The organism is Microcoleus sp. D3_18a_C4 (genome assembly GCF_036702415.1).
Lineage (GTDB): Bacteria > Cyanobacteriota > Cyanobacteriia > Cyanobacteriales > Microcoleaceae > Microcoleus.
Window position 1 is genome coordinate 28,081 of sequence record NZ_JAUBTI010000051.1, and the last position, 17,037, is coordinate 45,117.

At 43.1% G+C, this 17,037-nt stretch carries 15 protein-coding genes; 6 read left to right on the plus strand and 9 right to left on the minus strand.

Annotation, left to right across the window (positions count from 1 at the left end):
• The coding region (locus QUB16_RS20720; RefSeq protein ID WP_333318969.1) for a DUF4114 domain-containing protein at nucleotides 1-1,779 on the minus strand (1,779 nt) is incomplete at its 3' end.
• A gap of 453 nt (nucleotides 1,780-2,232) precedes the next feature.
• On the minus strand, nucleotides 2,233-2,901 hold the full coding sequence (locus QUB16_RS20725) for an Npun_F0296 family exosortase-dependent surface protein (RefSeq protein WP_333318971.1): 669 nt from the start codon (nucleotides 2,899-2,901) through the stop codon (nucleotides 2,233-2,235).
• A 308-nt stretch (nucleotides 2,902-3,209) separates the two neighbouring features.
• Here QUB16_RS20725 and QUB16_RS20730 point away from each other — a divergent pair, with 308 nt between their 5' ends.
• The 4 genes from QUB16_RS20730 to QUB16_RS20745 all read left to right on the plus strand — a co-directional run bounded on the left by QUB16_RS20730 (nucleotide 3,210) and on the right by QUB16_RS20745 (nucleotide 8,696).
• Complete coding sequence (locus QUB16_RS20730; protein WP_333318973.1) at nucleotides 3,210-3,836, plus strand: hypothetical protein; 627 nt, start codon at nucleotides 3,210-3,212, stop codon at nucleotides 3,834-3,836.
• A gap of 27 nt (nucleotides 3,837-3,863) precedes the next feature.
• Nucleotides 3,864-4,778, plus strand: coding sequence for a DUF1822 family protein (locus QUB16_RS20735; RefSeq protein WP_333318975.1), 915 nt, complete (start codon nucleotides 3,864-3,866; stop codon nucleotides 4,776-4,778).
• A 348-nt stretch (nucleotides 4,779-5,126) separates the two neighbouring features.
• Complete coding sequence (locus QUB16_RS20740; protein WP_333318977.1) at nucleotides 5,127-8,048, plus strand: pentapeptide repeat-containing protein; 2,922 nt, start codon at nucleotides 5,127-5,129, stop codon at nucleotides 8,046-8,048.
• Nucleotides 8,049-8,093: 45 nt separating this feature from the next.
• On the plus strand, nucleotides 8,094-8,696 hold the full coding sequence (locus QUB16_RS20745; protein ID WP_333318980.1) for a type IV pilin-like G/H family protein: 603 nt from the start codon (nucleotides 8,094-8,096) through the stop codon (nucleotides 8,694-8,696).
• Nucleotides 8,697-8,823: 127 nt separating this feature from the next.
• On the opposite strand, the gene QUB16_RS20750 is transcribed toward QUB16_RS20745, so the two are convergent.
• The 6 genes from QUB16_RS20750 to ispE all read right to left on the minus strand — a co-directional run bounded on the left by QUB16_RS20750 (nucleotide 8,824) and on the right by ispE (nucleotide 13,068).
• The gene (locus QUB16_RS20750; RefSeq protein ID WP_333318982.1) at nucleotides 8,824-9,570 is read right to left on the minus strand and encodes a hypothetical protein; all 747 of its coding nucleotides are present in this window, start codon (nucleotides 9,568-9,570) and stop codon (nucleotides 8,824-8,826) included.
• A gap of 105 nt (nucleotides 9,571-9,675) precedes the next feature.
• Nucleotides 9,676-10,356: a dual OB domain-containing protein gene (locus tag QUB16_RS20755; RefSeq protein ID WP_333318983.1), complete on the minus strand. Its 681-nt coding sequence runs from the start codon at nucleotides 10,354-10,356 to the stop codon at nucleotides 9,676-9,678.
• Between the two features lie 65 nt (nucleotides 10,357-10,421).
• Nucleotides 10,422-10,874 (minus strand): DUF488 domain-containing protein, encoded by a 453-nt coding sequence (locus tag QUB16_RS20760; RefSeq protein WP_333318985.1) that lies wholly within the window; start codon nucleotides 10,872-10,874, stop codon nucleotides 10,422-10,424.
• Nucleotides 10,852-11,478, minus strand: coding sequence for a DUF488 domain-containing protein (locus QUB16_RS20765; RefSeq protein WP_333108399.1), 627 nt, complete (start codon nucleotides 11,476-11,478; stop codon nucleotides 10,852-10,854). Before QUB16_RS20765 ends, QUB16_RS20760 begins: the two co-directional genes overlap by 23 nt.
• Nucleotides 11,479-11,553: 75 nt before the next feature.
• Nucleotides 11,554-11,907, minus strand: coding sequence for a DUF3082 domain-containing protein (locus tag QUB16_RS20770; RefSeq protein ID WP_333318987.1), 354 nt, complete (start codon nucleotides 11,905-11,907; stop codon nucleotides 11,554-11,556).
• Between the two features lie 183 nt (nucleotides 11,908-12,090).
• The gene (ispE, locus tag QUB16_RS20775) at nucleotides 12,091-13,068 is read right to left on the minus strand and encodes a 4-(cytidine 5'-diphospho)-2-C-methyl-D-erythritol kinase (RefSeq protein ID WP_333318989.1); all 978 of its coding nucleotides are present in this window, start codon (nucleotides 13,066-13,068) and stop codon (nucleotides 12,091-12,093) included.
• 90 nt (nucleotides 13,069-13,158) lie between these two features.
• Here ispE and QUB16_RS20780 point away from each other — a divergent pair, with 90 nt between their 5' ends.
• Nucleotides 13,159-14,685, plus strand: a complete 1,527-nt coding sequence (locus QUB16_RS20780) for an ATP-binding protein (RefSeq protein WP_333318991.1) — start codon at nucleotides 13,159-13,161, stop codon at nucleotides 14,683-14,685.
• A 126-nt stretch (nucleotides 14,686-14,811) separates the two neighbouring features.
• On the opposite strand, the gene rsmA is transcribed toward QUB16_RS20780, so the two are convergent.
• Entirely contained in the window at nucleotides 14,812-15,633 is an 822-nt protein-coding gene (gene rsmA / locus QUB16_RS20785; RefSeq protein WP_333318992.1) for a 16S rRNA (adenine(1518)-N(6)/adenine(1519)-N(6))-dimethyltransferase RsmA, read from the minus strand.
• A 263-nt stretch (nucleotides 15,634-15,896) separates the two neighbouring features.
• Between rsmA and galK the strand changes: the two genes are divergently transcribed.
• On the plus strand, nucleotides 15,897-16,982 hold the full coding sequence (gene galK, locus QUB16_RS20790; protein ID WP_333318994.1) for a galactokinase: 1,086 nt from the start codon (nucleotides 15,897-15,899) through the stop codon (nucleotides 16,980-16,982).
• Nucleotides 16,983-17,037 lie beyond the last annotated feature (55 nt).

The window sequence follows — 17,037 nt, forward strand, 5'->3', positions numbered from 1 at the left end:
TGGTGTCACAGCCTGATCCGAAGTAGTAACCTCGGTTTTCGAGACAGATTCATTCGGAGTGGAAACCGGTGCGATCGCCTTTTTTTCCTCTTCAATTGTCACCGCTGGTGTCACAGCCTGATCCGAAGTAGTAACCTCGGTTTTCGAGACAGATTCATTCGGAGTGGAAACCGGTGCGATCGGCTCTTTTTTAGCTTCCTCAGTCGGCGTCACTTTTGTTTCCAAAACCGCCGCATCTTTAGTGGCCACAGAATTAGTGACAGGTTTTGTATCTTCTTTGGCAGGCTCTAACTTCGGTTCAACTTCTGGCTTAGCATAAGCAATCAAAGCCTGACCCATATCCGTTTTTCGCCAATCTTTATCGGCATTAATCACGCTATCTAAATTCACAGCTTGACCCGTTGCACCCCGCACCTGAAATACGAAGTCATTGTAATCGCGATCGCTCCCTAAATCGACTCGCATATCCTCCATTGTAAAAGTCTTGCCGCTACCCGTTACATCGGCAATTTGACCCACATGAAATCCCTCAGCAGGATTCGCTGTCACCATCGAGAATAAAGGACGTTTGTCTCCTCCGATCGCCGGATTGTTAAGTACCTCTTGTACAGTCCCATTAGGCACTAACATCACCCCAAATTCCTCCCCCGGAGTCATCGCAAAAGTCTTAAGTCCTAAGTAAACTCCATCGTTATAATTGCCTTCGAGTAAATTCCCCGTAAATTTTGCACCTTCACTCAAGTCATTAATAACTACATGACCATTTCCAGAATTGCTAAGTGCTCTCGAAGCCGCTTCTTTGAGAAACTCTTCCGAACCTGGAGAAAACTTATCCATTCCTTTGAGACTGATAATAGCTAATTGACCCTTATACAAACCGCCGTCCAATAAGAAATCAATGCCGACTTGACCTGTAGAGTCAACAACAAATTTCCCCGATGTAAAGGAATTATCGGCTACTGGATCTGATGTAGGAACGGTGGGACTTAATTCTTTTGGTGTTCCAACTGCGACGACTTCTGTATTGTCTGTAGATTGTTTGTTGTTGTCTGTGCTGTTAGTTGAAGATTTTTCTTGGTTGCTGTCTTTGCTGGTATCGGCGGCTGTAGCGGCAGGTTTTTCTGCTGTTTTGTTGCTGTCTTGGCTGATATCGGCGACTGTAGCGGCAGGTTTTTCTGCTGGCGAGTTATCTGGTTTAATCGCTTCTGAACTTGTTGTTGCTTTGGGTTCTGAGACAGAAGTATTTTGGGCGATCGCAATTTCTGGCTTGCTTTCTTTTTCCGCTAAAGTACCGGGAGTTTTCTCAGATGGTATTTTCTCGGCACTCTGAGGATTAGTCAAAGAATCTGCTGCTGTAATAGTGTCATCTTTAATTGCACTTAACGGTGCATCGTTGCTGATTCCTGTCAGCGTATCTTTGACATCTGTACCTGACGGGGAACCGGATAAGGTGTCGCGAACACTACTGCTGCTTGCTGACTCGCTTAAACCGCTTTTGAGAGTGTCGGTAACAATTAATGAATCATCTGATTTTTTGCTATTTGTATCGGCGATCGCATTTTTTGAGTTAAGCGTGTCAGTCGGACTGGATAGCTTTTCGGGTTCAATAACTGGCTGAGTTTTGCTGTCAGCTATCAAAGCACTACCGCCGATGTTTTGACTGTTGCTGTTGCTTAAAGGGTTGAGGATGGGAGTTTTGGCTGCACTTCCGGGTAAAGTGTCAGTTGTCAGAATATCGATCGGCAGAAGGTTGCTGGAAACTTCATTTGTGGTAGGCATTGAAATTGCACTCCTAGTCTGTGATTGAATTAAAAGTGATATGATGAAATCAAGTTAAGCGATCGCCCGTTTGTCTAAAAGTGCGATCGGCCTCTTGTTATTACTTACGGAATCCAGCCCAACTTTTTACGCAAATCTGGAAACTTTTTTTTACAACGGGCGATTGCCAGATATTTATTAGTCTCCACTTCACCCGAAAGGCCGCCAGGGAATTAATTCCCTGGCTCAAAGCTAAAGTCCTCTTTAGAGGACTAATAGACACCGGTATAATTTCTGTTCTCACCTGAACGTGACCAGAATATTTGATATTGTGATGGGAAATATCTAATTAATTCTTCAGTCCTCTTTAGAGGACTTTCGCTATGAGGCGGGGGTTTAAACCCCCGCCGGACTTTCGCTATGAGGCGACACTTTAAACCCCCGACGGACTACAACGAAGTGCAATATCTCAGATTAAGCAACGGTTGAATTCAAAACTTTTTGTTGCTGTTTGTGCTTCATCCGCCAACTGGAAACAACAACACTAAAAGCTAAAGTACCCAACAAAGTAGTCGGTTCGGGAACAGGTTCTGCAACCCGATAACTATGGTTATCACTCTCAAATGCAGGAGCACTGGAAGCTAGAACTACTTTGTTAAAGGACTCGTTTTGTTCTGCAAAGAAATTCACATAAGTATTAACTGAATCATTATTGCCACTCAACAATTTGAGAAGAACATTGTCTTGGTAGAAAGCAATGCTATTATAACTATCAAAGGAACCCAAGTACATACCAAAGTAATCAATTTGTTCAGCGAAGCTAATGGTGACATTATTATTTCCTCGACCATCGCCAAATGGCGCAACTGTAAGGTATTTCGTGTAGTCATCGCTGGGTGCAGAAAAAACATAGCTGATGTGGCCTGAAACAACAGTAGGGCCGATACCAGGAGCCGAGTAAATAACAGGGCCAGATGTGGGCGCACCTGACTCGAAATCAATTGTTTTTGCCCCAGGTACGCTAGAGAATTGCCCTTGTCCGGGAACTGATGTACCTCCAAAAGACACCATAATCGCACTTACTGGATTGGTAATTCCAGCCCAAACTGCTGCTCCGATAGCAATCATTGATAATTTCTTCACAGTAGCCATAAAATTGATTCCCAGAAAAAGTAAAAGTTGACAATCAAAGTATTTAGCGGACGATCGCCCTTTTCCCCAAAAGCCCGCGCCAGCAAAGCTATCCCAAAAAAAATCGCCCCTTGTTTTTACTTACGAAACCACCCCAAACTTTTTACGCAAAGCTCAAAACTTTTTTCTCAAAACCCCTCGAAAGTAAAGTTTTGTAACAATTTCCCCATAAATGCGTAAAAACTTCCGACGATATCCGAAATATAAATATAAGTTCCACCAGACTGCACAAAAATGCCCAGAGGAGTGAGGAGATTCAGATGGAAGACGAAATCGATTTGCAGCTTCGATATCTAGCTGACGAAGCTCAAAGCCACCCAGCCGGAAGCAAAGAGCGACAGATAGTATTAACCAGACTGATGGATGCAATTGAGCGTTCTAACAAACTTGTTCGTCCCTACAGAAACTCATGGCCTTCTGACGTTTACGAAGAACTTTATAGCGAAGCCCGTGTGAGAATATTTGAGTATATTTGTCAAAATATTGACACCTATGATTCACGAAGACCAGTAATGGGTTGGGTGAATTACTTCTTAAACTTTAGATTTCTAGATGTTGTCGATCCATATAGGAGAGAAATAAATAGAAAAGACAAATTACTCTCCTACAATTACTTAGAGAATATGCCATCCCCAGCACCAGATTTCTTTGACGACTCTGAAATGCTGCGTAGATTTATAGAAGAAGACCCTGAAGGTATTTTCAGAAATACATCATTAAAAAGTCGCCCAGATATAACTTTGCAAGATGTAGTATTAGCTAGATTAGACGATCTAACATGGGAAGCCATAGGCGATAAATTTGGCATCACTCCTCAAACCCTTAGCAGTTTTTTACAGCGAAATCTGAGTAAATACAATGATGTGATTCGTAATAATTTACAGTAGGATTTGATTGATGAAGCGGATAAATTAATGATGAGTAAAATGATTGAACCAATAACTTTCACAGTGCCACTATCCTTTGAAGCGCACGAAATTGCTCAACAGTGCGGCAAGCAATCCAGTCAAACAAAATTCAAACAAGTTTATCTCAATACCCTCGCAGTGTATGCAGTAGATTTTTACCTTCGCTGCATGGGATTTGAGACAGATTGGCCGGCTAGCGACAGTCGCAATCCGTTAATGCTTAAATTTATGGATGTAGCGGATTTAGACGTTAAACAGGTAGGAAAAATAGAATGCCGTCCCGTCTTGCCAGATGCCGACGCTTGTCAGATTCCCTACGATGCTTGGGGAGACAGAATTGGTTATATAGCCGTACAGTTAGACCAATCTTTGAAACAAGCAACGCTGTTAGGATTTACCAGAACAGTAGCTAAAGAAGTCCCTCTGGATGAAATGAATTCCCTCGAAGATTTGCTCGTCTACATGAATCGAATTCAACAACTGAAACCAGTTAATTTGATGAACTGGTTCGATGAAATTTTTGATGCGGGATGGCAAGTAATTGACGATCTATTAAATCCCAAACAATTGCAACTTCGCTCTTTTAGAAGCAACAACGCATTACCCATCGATCGCGGCCAGAAAATAGATTTGGGAATGCAATTAGGAGAACAGTCCGTGGCACTGGTAGTCACGCTGCCCCCAGAACCGGATTCAGAAGTGGATATTCAGGTGCGAGTGTATCCCATGGGAAATCAAACTTATTTGCCTCCTGGGTTGAAATTGATGCTGATGGATGAGTCAGAAGAAGTGATTTTCAAGGCTGAATCGAGAGAGGCTGACAACTTTCTTAATTTTGAATTTTGTTCAGACTTAAGAGAATTGTTCAGCATTACTGTAGGACTGGGAGATGTAAATGTGAAGCAATCTTTTCGTTTGTAATTGTATCCTGTCGGCGTTATGTAGAGCGTCTAAGCCATTTTTATTGGTTCCTGATTCCTCGTTACTAGGCTCTGCCTATTGGTGACAAGTTAACGTTAAACTGATAGTCTCTCTTGTTTGTATCGAAATCTGATCCCCCCTAACCCCCCGCCGGAGGGGGGAACCGGAAATCGCTCAAAGTCCCCCTTCTTAAGGGGGATTTAGGGGGATCTAGACTTCGCCTCAAAGCGACATTTATTATGAATTCCCGTCTTAAGTTGTCACCAATGGGCATAGCCTGGGAACGAGAAAACGATAAACCAGAAACATCCGTTACATCCGTTACAAAATCCGTTGCCGAACTCCCCTATGTCATCATTAACATTTCAAAACTTTCGCGGTCAAAATCTCCAAGGTTGTTCTTTCAAAGGCCTTGATCTGACTAATACAGATTTCTCCAATGCAGATATCAGAGGTGCAGATTTTACCAATGCAATTCTCGATGAGGCTAATTTCAATCACGCTCAGTGCGGACTAGCTAGAAAATCGCAAATCAAAATCTTCATAATTGTAGCACTGCTCTCGGCTATATCAGGAATAGCTGCTGTAATTGCTGTTGATAATACCTTCAAATCTCTCATTCCCAAAACAACCGAGCATATCGGTTTTCTGCCAACTGCAATCATTTTATTCGTCAATGCTATTCTCTTGGCTACCATGATTCGCCAAGGGATACAAAAAGCTTTGGATTATTTAGGTATTGCGGCGGCTGTATTTGTACCTTTAATTGGTTTTCTCTCTGCGTTCTCGAATGATAAACATCCAATACTTTCCTGGTTAAGATCTTTTAGACCTGGCAGCTTAATGAGTGCCTTGTCTGGCGAAACGAAGGGTAACGATGTTCCGTTTTTAATTGTAACTTTAACTGCGGCTGTCGTTGCAACTACGATCGCCATTGTCGCTCTTCCTTTAGCCCTAACATTGGCTGAAGTTGTTCTGGGGAGGGCGATTGCAGCTTTGGCTTTATTTGAAGCTCTGGCTATAAGTGCGATCGCCACCGGAATTATTGCCAGAAATTCCTTGAGATATTTAAAAGCATCCGTGTTAATCCAAGGTGGAGTAGTTGACAACACAAACAATAAATGCTATGATTTCCTAAAAAAATGTGTGCAAGAATTTCCCGATCCGCCTGTAGTTATTGCGGCGATCGCTGGAGCTGTCATGTTAGCTGTAGCTTTGGTATTATTAGGAACTCACATTGCTCAGAGAGTTTTAGCCGAAGATGATAAATACGCCGTAATTCGCCAGTTAGCGATCGTCATTGGTGCGGCTGGCGGCACCAGCTTTTGCGGCGCTCAATTAGCTAATACTAACTTCAGCTACGCCACCCTCAAAAACAGCGATTTTAGATTTGCTACTATCCACCGAACTATGTGGCATCACGCTCGTTTTCTCGACTGGGCAAGAGTGGACGAGACAATATTAATTAATCCTGCAGTGCGAGAGTTGCTTGTCACCAGCAACGGCTATCACAAATCTTATCAAGGCATGGATTTGAGAGGAGCAAACCTGATAGGTGCAGACCTCAGCTATGCCCAACTTCAAACAGCAGACCTCAGTCAAGCGACTTTGGAAGCAGCTAATTTAGAATATGCAATATTTAGTCAAGTTCAGGCGATCGGCACTGATTTTAGCAATGCCAAAATGACTGGTGTTTGCGGTTTAGGAACCTGGAATATTGACAGCACTACCCAACTCGAATGGGTAGATTGTAAGTATGTTTATTTGCTAGAAGAACCGAAGCCGGGAACGGACGATCGCGAACGCCGTCCCAGCGGTAACGACAACTATCAACCAGGAGAATTTACCACTTTTTTTGCAGAAGTTGTAAATACAGTTGACTTGATTTTTAAGTACGGTGTTGACTGGAAAGCTTTCATGGAATCTTTCCAACAGGTGCAACGAAAAAATCCTGGCATAAAACTCAATATTCAAAGTATTGAAAATAAAGGCAATGGAATTGTCATTAAACTCGCCGTACCTCCTGAAACCGACAAAGCACAAATTAACAATGATTTCAATAGTTTCTATCAAGAAGCGCTACAAGTCCTAGGAACAGAAGCGCCGGCCCTGCAAAACTCAGCAGAACAACGCAAATACTTGCTGTCAGTAATGGAGGATATAGTCAGACCGTTGTCTGAACAAGTAGTCATCTTAAACTTGGCTAGCGGCGACTTGAAACAAGGGTTTGACGTGACAGTTGAGATTTTGTGCGATCGCCAGCGCTTAGCAATAAAATTAGAAGGCAAATTACCACCCCAACCAATAATTTTCCAACATTATCAACAGTGGCAAGAAATGTATAACATTCAAAACCATCGGCGAAAAAACCGTGCCATAAAAATAAAACCCGGTATCACTCACTGTTCCATACAGGAGCTAAAAACCTTAGCTGAAGAAGTAGAAATAGATGTAAATAAGTGGCTAGAATCCGAACAATTTTTCTCAATCAAGCAGGGATTACAGGACAAGTTAAACAGCACTGACGAAGTGCGGGTCATCATCCAAACAGAAGATAACTTACTGCGAAAACTCCCCTGGCATCAATGGAAATTTTTTAATGCTTACTGTCAACCAGAAGTAGCTTTAAGTCGCAAGGAATCTAACAGAGTAAAAAAATCAGTACGACCCAGAAAAAAAGTAAGAATTTTGGCAATTTTGGGCGACAGTACAGAAATCAATGTCGATAAAGACAGGCAGATATTGGAGAATTTGTCAGAAGCAGAAACCATATTTTTGGTAGAACCAAATTACCAGAAACTTAAGGAATATCTCACCGATGAAATAGGCTGGGATATTTTGTGTTTTTCGGGTCACAGTCAGAGCGAAGTAGATGGCAGTACGGGGGTGATTTGTATCAATAAAACAGATAAGTTAACTGTAGAACAGCTAAAAGATTCCTTGGAAATAGCTATTAAACACGGTTTGGAAATAGCAATTTTTAACTCTTGCGATGGCTTAGGCTTGGGTAAGCAATTAGCTGATTTAGATATCCCTCAAATTATCGTGATGCGTGAACCGGTGCCGGATTTAATCGCCCAGGAGTTTCTGAAAGTTTTTCTCAAAGCTTTTGCTGGCGGCAATTCTTTTTATGTTTCCGTGCGGGAAGCACGAGAAAAACTCAAACAGCGTTGGGATCGGGAAATTCCCGGTGCTAGCTGGTTGCCTGTTATCTATCAGAATCAAGCTGAGTTTCCCAAGACTTGGCGAGGATTGCAAGGGAATACTTAAGGGCGAGTAATTATTTTACTGCTAGTTGATTTTTAGGAGGTATTAATGTCTGTATTTACTCACAAATTGTTGCTATATGTCTGTCACCATAAACGCTATTTACGAGGACAAAAAAGTCCTAATGCCTCCCACGGCTTTACTTTGGTTGAATTGTTGGTTGTGATATTTATCATTGGGATATTATCAGCTATTGCTTTACCTACTTTCCTCAGATTAATCAGCAAAGCTAAAGAAAGTGAAGCTACACAATATATTAGTTATCTGAACAAACATCAAACTGCACAATATTTAGAAGGATCTGGATTTACGAACTCTTTCGGGACGCTCTCATTTCCACAGCCGGAAACACCGAGTTCGGCGGCTGGTATTTTGAAATCTGTTGGCTTTTCCGTGGCCGAAACAAACAATTATTTATACGGGATAAAAGTTGCCATTTATAATAACAATCCGCTGGCTGTTCAAGTAGCTTTGTCTAAACAATTAGGCGTTCAATCTTATTTCGGAATTGTGTATATCAAAGACAACAGCATTACCTGCGGGCCAGTTGCATTACCTATCAGCTTGTCTTCTCCCGTGTTTCAACAGTTAGGAATATTAAACAATTTGATCTCGAATCCATGGAATTATTGCTCTCAGTTGTTTTCATGAAAAGATTGATAAGTAAGCCCACAGAAAAAACAGAATACACAGAACCCCGACTTTTTAAAGAAGTCGGGGCTCTAAAAGAAGAGCATTTTACGTTGAATACTGACAAGATGATTCAGTAACTAAAGCATCAATATTTCTTTCTCATCTTTCTGTTAGAAGCTCTTTTAGGCAATTGCTTAATTTGGCGATCGCCTACTGGAAGTTTGACTTCTATGCAGTCTTCTTCCGGTTCTCCGACTTGGGAATCGACAATTTCCTCTTCATCATTAATGCCACTGATTTCAGTCTCTTCAACTTCCTCAAATTCCGACGACTGCGGTTGATGTTCTATTAGCTGGACTGCTAATTGTTTTATGTTCTGACTAATTTCAGTTTCTTGGCTTTCATTCTCTGTTTCCGGGGTCGATAAATCTGCCTCTGACGCTGAACAGTCATCTACTTCTTGACTAACTTCACTTTCTATGATTTGATTATCTACGATCTCCATTGGTAGCGGCTGCTGTGAGGCTAACAACTCTTCAACTCGCTCTGCAAGTATTCTTAGCTGTTCGTTGAGAACGCGAATTTCTCGGTTTTGCTGCTGAATCATTTCTTCGGCATCAGCAAGAGTTCGATTTCTCTCTAATATCACCTCATTTTTAGTTTCTAATTCCAAAGCGCTCATAGCCGCTTTAATTACATTATAAAAATGTGGCTTAGATACATCAACTTGTTTAGCATTATGGCGACTTTTTCCCAAAAGTCCAATCTTTTGTCCTTGCTTAACAGCCAAAACAAAACCTTGATGATTTTTAATTTTTAATTCTTTGACAAAATCTACTTGAACTAAACTGCAAATATATTTGTGACAGTCAAAATAAAATTCTGCTTTCATTAAAAAGCACCCCTTCCTGCTACAGTCCCGCAGAATTATAGCACGAACAGAGTTTTTGCGGAAAATAAAAAGAAATAAATAATCGATCGCCCATTTGGGTCAAAACTAAATTTCATCCTCAACAACATCTTCCGGCAACTCTACCACACCCGCAATCAACTTCCAACAAGGGTCATCTCCCTCCCAATCATCGGGCCGCCAAGGCATACTCAAACTCACTGTTACCAAACAAGCTTTTTGCGGTCGATACCCCAATTCTAACTTTCTAATAAACACCGGATCGGTAATTGTTGCAGTCAATCTTTGACCATGCTGCGTGACAATAGATCCTTCCCATTTATTACCACCTTCAAATCTTTGACTTAGCTTTTTTACCGTAAATCTTACTGCTTTGACTAATTGCAAAGTTAGGCGATCGCACATTGGCAAAGACTGCATATATGCCACCGTAACATATCGCAAATCGTTGTGCAAAATATATTCTTGACTCTGGCAATATTTCAGCAAATATGCTGGCGGAACTTTCCCTACTTGCCGCCATTTTCCCGGTAAAACAGAAAGATTTTCACACTCAAAGCCAAAGTCCGGCCCCGTCTTTGCCAGAGGAATTTCTAGAACATCTAACAACGCGGGCTCAAGTCTATTTATCTGTCGCATTTCTTTAGGAATTTGGCCATCGGGTAAGTCGGAAACAGGACGCACCCACTTACGTTGAAGTTCATTAATTCCGGCGATGCACCTGTCGCCGCGTTTCCAGGAATTAGCGAGACAAATTATCCGAGTCATTCGATTTTAGATTTTAGATTTTAGATTTTAGATTCATCCCACAATTATCTAATATTTTCCCTAAATCACAGATGATTAATTGTGACATTTTTCCACTTCTCCATGAGATATTCCGCAACTAAGCGGCGGTGACAATTATGAGGTTTTGGTTCGCTACAAAGCAGACACCCGCAGTCTAAAATATCCGAGGAAACCTTGTGTTCAATTTGTCGATCGCCCATCAACTCCAAAAACTTCTGTTCATAAACATCCCAATCTCCCTTTTTCTTTTTATAATCATCCAAAATATCTTGAGTTGGCGCTAAATCCAGAATGTGAACGTACTCAATATTGCCAATGGTTCGCAAAAAATACTCTAAATCTTTCCGCTTAGCAAAACCCGCCAACTGCGATACATTATTCAGCCGCGTATCTATCACCCTGCGGACTCCCGCTTTCATCAAAGTATCAAAAAACTGCTCGGCGCTTTTTTGAGTAAAACCAATTGTAAATAAATTAATGGCTTTCTTTTGTGACATAAGCGATTTCCAATCCGTGACGATAATAAGCTGTTTCTAAATCTACTATTTCCTGTTTAACTTGAGGCTCTAATTCAAACAAGCTTAGCTGAATTGGCTCATTATTTTTTTTGCCTTTGTTAAACTTGCTCAAAAGTCTTTCTTCTAAATGCTGGTGCGATTCTAAATTGCCATCGGAAAGAATGTGATGAATTTGTAAATTAAATTCTCTGAGTTTCTGGCAAACTAAAATAGTCCTATGACAAGTAATCGGGTCTTTTTCCGCACACATTAAACAGATTTTATAATTTGCTGCGCCTTGGATCAACCGCTGAATTCCTTCGGAAAATAGAGGAGTTGCTGCTATGCGATCGTATAAAGCTTTGCCGCTAGTATCGTAACAGCTTAAATCCTCTGGTCTCGCGCCCAACTCTTTGCCTAAAAAAACATATTGAATGCCGACACTTGACAGAGAAGCTTTAATTTCGGATTTATTAAAATGAGGTAAATAGCGGCTAAAAGGATGCGATCGCACGTCCGCAACCGCCGTAATTCCGTGTTGTTGCAGCAGCAAAACAAACGCTTCAATACTCAGATTGGAGTGCCCGATCGTAAATAATTCCATTGCTTCGATCTTACTATTCAGTCTTTGCCTTGCGGACGAGAGTTTGTGTATCCCGATGGTTTCAACCTGTAGACTTCAACCTGTGGGTTTTTTCAGCAACTTTTGAATCACAAGTTGCAAAGCTAGCAGCATCAAACCCAAAGATGCAAAAGCAAAAACACCCGCACCCAAAGCTACAATCCCCATGACTAAAGTTCGCACAGCCGCGCCAATATTAATCGCAGTCACATTGTCAGAATGAATGGGGGAATTTGCAAAAGTTTGGACGATCGACAAAGTTAGCGCGTACAAAGCCGCCGCAAACCCGCCCGCGATCAGGGAACCCATCACGCACCGCAAAATCGTCGGCGGCGTGGAAGATGCAGAGGTTGCATCTCCAGCCGAACTCAGAGGTTTAGAAGTAGAATTTGGATTAGTTAAATCAGTCATGGCGATTTTAGATTTTAGATTTTAGATTTTAGATTTCTGGTTAATTCACCAAAACTAAAATCCCTGTTGCATGACATATTATCAGTTCTTCGATCTCAATAGACTCTGCGAAAAGTTAGATTCATCTTGACCCTCGCCTGTTAGACAGGTTTAACGGGCGATCGCGATCGCACCCTCTGCGAGTTACACCCTCGAAATCGGCGGTTTCGTCTCGTTTCCCTCCGAAAAAATCTGAATTCCAGTATTGCTAAACTGTGCTACCCAAAAATCCAAATCTGGAGAAGCGATCGCACTTTTAACCCGTTCCAAAACCTGCTGAGCCTGCTCTGAAGACTCGGCCAGCGCAAACACCGTCGGCCCGGAACCCGACATCATCGTTCCCAAAGCCCCCGCCGACTCAAAAGCCTGCCGCAACTGCAACACCTGCGGGTACACAGGTAAAGCAACTTTTTCTAAATCGTTGTGCAGCAATTGACCAATTTTCGATCGATCTTTTTGGGCGATCGCCCCCACCATCGGGCCCGAATGCAGCCGTTGCCGGCGGCACACCAAATCTTCCGCTGCACAATAGGAACTACTGAACTGCTGGCGATAAGTTTGATACGCCCATGCCGTAGAAATACTGAGATTGCGGTACTTGGCCAACACCACAGAAAAGCCGCCCAAATCAGGCAGCGGCGACAGTTTATCTCCGCGACCAGTTGCCAAAGCCGTACCTCCCGCAATGCAAAAAGGCACATCCGAACCCAAAGTTCCCCCCAACTCTTGCAACTCCGACTGAGTAAGTCCCAATTGCCACAGCAAATCCATCCCGACTAAAACCGCAGCCGCATTTGCAGAACCGCCGGCAAGCCCCGCCGCCACTGGAATCTGCTTGTGAATAGCAATCTCGACTCCGCCGTATTTCGCCAAAGCATCGGGGAATTGCTTCGCCAACAAATCGGCCGCCCGGTAGGCCAGGTTATTCTTGTCAGGAGGGACTTGCGGGTGATCGCAGCGCACGCGAATCGTGTCCGTACCGATCGCGCGCAAGTCAATTCGATCGGCTAAATCTATACTTTGAAGTACCATCGCCAGTTCGTGGAATCCGTCGGGGCGATCGCCTATGATTTCCAGATACAGATTGATTTTTGCGGAAGCTAGCAGAGAATATGAACGCATAGGTGATTAAGCCGCAGGTGAAAGAAACCCCTGGTTGCAATTAATTGACACCAGTCCGAGTCCATTTTCTCACAACTCAAAGGAAATATTATGCAGGAAATGTGGAAAACTTTTTTTAGTTCCGGGCCATTTATTCCTCACGGCCACTGCTATCTCTGGCATACCCCGTTAGTCTGGCTTCACGTTGCCTCAGATTCTATCATTGCACTGGCGTATTTTTCCATCCCGATTACACTGATTTATTTTATTTCCAAACGCGAAGATTTGCCCTTTAATTGGATCTTTGCCCTGTTTGGAGCCTTTATCGTCGCCTGTGGCATCACTCACATATTTGAACTTTGGACACTTTGGCATCCTACCTATTGGCTTTCAGGAACAATGAAAGCAATTACTGCCCTTATTTCCTTTGCTACAGCCATACTTTTGGTAGACTTAATGCCTCAAGCCCTAGCACTTCCCAGTCCCGCACAGTTAGAATCCGCCAACCGACTCCTAGAAGCTGAAATTGTTGAGCGCCAATTAGCAGAAGCTGCACTAAAAAAAGCTAAAGAAGAATTAGAAATTAGAGTTGAGGAACGCACCGCAGAGTTAAAGTCTCAAACTCAACAGTTAGAATTGGCAAACCGACTCCTAGCATCGGAAATTATCGAGCGCCAATTAGCCGAAGCAGGACTAAAAAAAGCTAAAGAAGAATTAGAAATTCGAGTTGAAGAACGCACCGCAGAGTTAAAGTCTCAAACTCAACAGCTCGAACAAGCCTTGTCTGAATTGAAGCAGGCTCAATCAAAGCTAATTCATAGCGAAAAAATGTCATCTTTGGGGCAATTAGTCGCTGGGGTTGCTCATGAAATCAACAATCCGATTAACTTTATTTACGCCAATGTTACTCACGCTCGCGAGTATGCCGATAGTTTGCTAGAATTGGTGAATATCTATCAAGAGCAGTATCCGAATCCCCTACCCACCCTTAAAGAAAAACTCCAGTCTGTAGATTTAGATTTTATTATCTATGACCTACCAAAAATATTAATTTCTATGAAAAACGGGGCAGAGCGCATTCTCGGTATTGTCAAGTCGCTGCGAATTTTTTCGCGCCATGACGAAGCAGAAATGAAATTAGCCGACGTTCACGAAGGAATTGACAGCACACTGATGATTTTGCAAAGCAGATTGAATGCTAAGCCCGGTTTAGCGAAAATTCAAGTTATCAAAGAATATGGCAATTTACCCCAAATAGAGTGCTATCCTGGACAGCTAAATCAAGTGTTTATGAATATCCTGGCTAATGCTATTGATGCTTTAGAAGATGACAGCCACAGCGAGTCGATTGCAGGCAATGAAGCTAATCGTCGCCTCATCAAAATTTCTACCAAAGTTTTAGAGAGTCAAGTGGTAGAAATCCGAATTAGCAACAACGGGCCAGAAATAACAGAATCGGTGAGGAACCAGTTATTTAATCCATTTTTTACCACTAAACCAGTAGGTAAAGGCACGGGATTGGGTTTATCGATTGGCTATCAAATTATCACAGTAAGACATCAAGGCGAATTGCACTGTATTTCTGCACCTGGGCAAGGTGTAGAATTTATTATAAAAATTCCGATGAGCCTGCAATAAACCTTTAAGAATCCCCATAAAACCTAAATTAAACTGTTAGTAGTCACAGCGAAAAGCCCTGATTTAAAAAAACACCCATATCTCCGAATTATTAAATAATTCGGGTATCTAACACAATCCTGAGCCTCAAACATCGCCCATAATATTATTACTCAAACTTACCCATTGATCCACGCTTAAATCTTCAGCGCGAGATTGAGGATTTATCTGTAACTCTTCTAGCACTTGAACAAGTTTATCTAAATCCACAGCCCCTTTCAAATTATTTCGCAGCATCTTGCGCTTGCTACCAAATCCCAACTTAACTAAATTCTCCAAATAGCGCGGATTAACCGCCGCAGTTTCTATCTGTCTGGGAAGCAGGCGCACCACGGCCGAATCGACTTTTGGCGGCGGAAAAAAGTCTTTAGACGGCACATCGCAAATTAACTCGCATTCTGCTAAATACTGCACCCGCACTGACAGCGCGCCAAAAGCTGTCGAACCCGGTTTAGCGTAAAGCCTTTGGGCGACTTCTTTCTGCACTAACAGCACGATCGCATCGAAGGGTTTAGCCGCAGGAACAGATATCGTTCCCAGCAGTTTTTGCAGGATCGGGCCGGTAATATTATAAGGAATATTGGCAACAACTTTATTGGGATTTTGGAATTTGGGAAAGGCCCTTAGTTCAGCCTCTAAGTCCATTTCCAGGATGTCGCCTTGTAGCAGTAAAAAATTGTCGGTTTTGCCGAGTTGTTTGGCTAGCTTGAGACACAAATCTCGATCGATCTCCACAGCAACAACAGACTCAGCCGCAGGCAGCAAGCGCCGAGTCAAAATCCCCGTGCCCGGCCCAATTTCCAGGACGCGATCGCGATCCAAAGCAGCCGCTTTCACAATCTTATCTAAGGCTTTCTCGCTTTTGAGCCAATGTTGAGCAAACTGTTTTCGGGGTCTGGTCGATCGCATTTTTTGAAGTGTTGGAGAAATCTTAGCCTGTCATTCTATCACACTTCTATATCTTTTCCTAACCTACGGTGATGTTTATTTTTGTTAACATGGGTTGAATTAAGCAAAAAAATTGGGCACTATAATAAAGATAAACGATAAAAAATAAATTTATTTCTTCCCAATTCCCAACAGCACAACACGGAAGGCACGGAGGCACGGATAGCTGTTTTTCCAAATAACCAATAACAAATAACCAACAACCAATTACCACTTCCCCAAAAATGAAATTCCAACGAGTATTTGGTACATTACCCAAAACCACAGCCAGCGCCCCCGGCAGAGTAAACCTGCTGGGCGAACACACAGACTACAACGATGGATTTGTACTTCCAACAGCGATTCCCCAGCGCACCACAGTACAAATCGGCTTCAGCAGCGACGATCGACACCATGTTTATTCAGCAGAATATGACGAACTCATAAATTTTTCAGACGACGATACCATACCGCAAAAATTCGTCAGTTATATCTGTGGCTGCCTGAGACTTGTAGAAAAAGAAGGATACAAAATACCGCCAATAAATCTCTACATTACCTCGACTGTGCCGATCGGAGCCGGTTTGTCCAGCAGCGCCGCTTTAGAAATAGCCACCCTCAGAGGAGTGCGCGCCCTGCTGAACCTCCCCCTAGACGACGTGCGCCTAGCTCAAATCGGACAGCAAGTCGAAATCCGATATGCCGGCTTGAACTGTGGCATCATGGATCAAATGGCGTCGAGTTTAGCAGACACCAACACCATGCTATTGATCGACACCCGCAGCCTCGAATGCCGCCCGATACCTTTTCCCGCCAACACAGAAATTTTAATAATTGACAGTGGCGAAAGCCACCAACTAGCAGCAGGAAGCGGCTACAACCAGCGGCGCGCCGAGTGCGAGGTATCCGCGCGGATATTGGGAGTTAAAGCTCTTAGGGATATCGCCGACCCCCAAGCTGTCGAAGTATTGCCGGAACCCCTCAGAAGACGAGCGCGGCACGTGGTTACTGAAAACAACCGCGTGCTCGAAGCGGTAAAATCTTTGCCAGCAAAACGTTTTGGCGAGTTAATGAATGCTTCCCATGCCAGTCAGCGCGACGACTACGAAGTTTCGGTGCCGGCAGTAGACACGCTGGCGGCAATCTTGCAGTCAATTCCCGGAGTCTTGGGCGCAAGGCTGACGGGCGGAGGTTTTGGGGGTGCTTGCGTAGCGCTGGTTGAGAGTGGGAAAGCGGGTGTTATCGCATCCGAGGCGATCGATCGCTACCAGCGCGCAGGTTATAGCGGCCGCGTTTTGGTTCCCGAAGTTAAAGTTAGGAATGAGAATTAAATAACTTCCACAAGTTTGTGGGATGGGCGTCCCGCCCGTCCAAAAAGGACGGGCG